Annotated in this window: 2 protein-coding genes; both read right to left on the bottom strand. The window is 60.3% G+C overall.

Annotated features, from left to right (window positions below):
• Window positions 1-109: 109 nt before the first annotated feature.
• Entirely contained in the window at window positions 110-613 is a 504-nt protein-coding gene (locus V7D69_RS16000; protein WP_333606336.1) for a cupin domain-containing protein, read from the bottom strand.
• A gap of 201 nt (window positions 614-814) precedes the next feature.
• Entirely contained in the window at window positions 815-1,810 is a 996-nt protein-coding gene (locus V7D69_RS15995; protein WP_333606335.1) for a hypothetical protein, read from the bottom strand.
• Between the last annotated feature and the right edge of the window lie 261 nt (window positions 1,811-2,071).

The raw sequence follows: 2,071 nt of genomic DNA, 5'->3' as shown, positions 1-2,071 counted from the left end.
TTCTTGATACCAGCCATAGTCAGCCCTCGCTCGGATTTGCGGACAGATGTAGGTCGGCCCGCCTGCAAACGCAACGGCTATTCAAGGACTTCCGTCAAGGTGGTCCCGCTTAGGCAGCAAGGCCCTGCGTGCTGCCCTGCCGGACGAAGTTGCGCAGGCGGTAAGCCATGGTCAACGGCTTCGGGAACGGCTTGCGCAGAAAGGCAACCTTGCGCAGATAGCGGTCGATGCGCCAAGTCGCCCAGGTGCCGCCGGCGAAATAGGCGACATCGCCGGCATGCAGCGTGCGCTCGACACCGTCTTCCGTGGTGATATGCACCTCACCTTCGAGGATCATCACTGTTTCATCCCAGCCGAAATACCAGCGGAACTCACCCGCCGTGCAATCCCACAGCGCGGTCACCGCGGCATCGTCCTGCCCGCGCGAATGCTCGGCGATGCGGGCAACGGGATCGCCCGACAATATCCAGGAGCGTTCGATCGGCGACGGCTTCATTTCCATGTCGCCACTGGCGCCTGCCACAAAGGTTTTCGACTGCGGCATCGCGACAACGACCGGGACGGCACGCGCGGCAAAAGCCGCCATGCTCGCCAACATCAGTTTCAAGACCATGCAATCCCCCAAATTCCATGCGCGTCTACAGTTTCATCGCATGGAAGGGGTAACGGCGCAGTTCATGAAACTGAGCGCATTTTAACGATTGCAGCGATTAAAGCGCATCGCGATCTTTCAGATTCGCTTTTCGCGCTTTAAGTCTTTGATTTTGTGCACGTCGTTGTCGCAAAGCCGCCGCAAACTTTTGCGCGACATGCACTAGGCAGAAAAACCTTCGATTGTGCAGACGATCATGTCGTGATCGGACAGCGGCTTGCCCTCTCCATTGAGGGAGGAAACAAGGTGGCTTTCGCCGATCTTCAAGCCGCGGGTGATGAACCAGTCGAGCTTCATGGTGCGATCGGGAAAGCGCGTGATCAGGCTCGGGCGGGTGCTGGTCTGGTCGAGCGGGCCGCCGTGGCATTCGAAGCCGCGGCTCTCGGCCATGGCAAACAGCGTATCGGTCGAAAAATCGCCGCCGGTGTGGTTGCCGGTGTTGAGATCGCCGCCGATCAGGATCGGCAGGCCGGGCGCGAAGGCTTCGACGGCATCGATCAAAGCGGCCAGCTGCCGCTCGCGATAGGCAGCGGTCGCCACACTTTCGAGGTGAACGGAAACGGCGACCATGGGACCAGCCTGCGTCTCGACGATAGCGCCGATGGCACAACGATCGCCGATGCGCGGCTGCTCATTGCTGTCATTGAACCAGACGGCTTCGCCCGGCAGGCGGATCATGAAGGCGTCCTTCAAGGCAACGGCAGCCATCAGAGCATTGCCGTGAAAACCGTTTTCGTTGAAGTCGTCCCTGCAATAGGAGCGCTCGATCTCCGAGCCGAGGCTGAGTTCGAGGAACTCGACGCCATAGGCGTAGTTCATGCCGAGTTCGCCAGCGATGATGTCCGTCGGGTCGCGCTGTTCGGTGCGGGCCATGCCGTAATCCATCTCCGACAAAAGGACCAGCGGCGCGCTGGTTTCCCGCAGCTTGGCCGCACTTTCCTCGGCAAACAGGCAGCGCTCGAGGTTCCAGGCGGCGACCGTGAAGGGGAAGGACAGGGTTTCGGCCTTGGCTTTTGCGCCACCGACGCGGACCGTATTCATGCAGTCAAGCGACGCAAGTTTTTCGGCATGGATGGCCGGGGTCTTTTCGAGAGAGACAAAGCTTTTGCGCTCTTCCTGCGAGGGGACGATGAAGGCGGAGACGGTGTTGCGGATCATGACTGGGCCTGTCGAAACGAAATGGGGAATGCCGGCGGATGAATCGCAAGCGCTGGTCGCCCGGCAATAGGCTGATTTTGTGACGGTCCTGTAACGCTTCGGTCAAAAGGCATCCGGAAAATGCTGCGGCCAGCGGCCGGGCAGCATGGCGACGATGTCATAGCGTTGCGATAACAGGGCAAAATCCGGCTGCCGGGCGAGCCATAGATCGCTGGCGGCGCGGATGCGTCTTTGCGACGAGAAGGAAACGGCATCGATCGC

Source organism: Novosphingobium sp., from assembly GCF_036733805.1.
Taxonomy (GTDB): domain Bacteria; phylum Pseudomonadota; class Alphaproteobacteria; order Sphingomonadales; family Sphingomonadaceae; genus Novosphingobium.
Note: the sequence above shows the minus strand (reverse complement) of the source record. Positions and strands in the feature narration are given on the sequence as shown.

Bases quoted from the DNA above. Each gene is read 5' to 3' on its own strand.
- V7D69_RS16000 (WP_333606336.1), bottom strand. From the start codon at position 613: ATGGTCTTGAAACTGATGTTGGCGAGCATGGCGGCTTTTGCCGCGCGT.
- V7D69_RS15995 (WP_333606335.1), bottom strand. From the start codon at position 1,810: ATGATCCGCAACACCGTCTCCGCCTTCATCGTCCCCTCGCAGGAAGAG.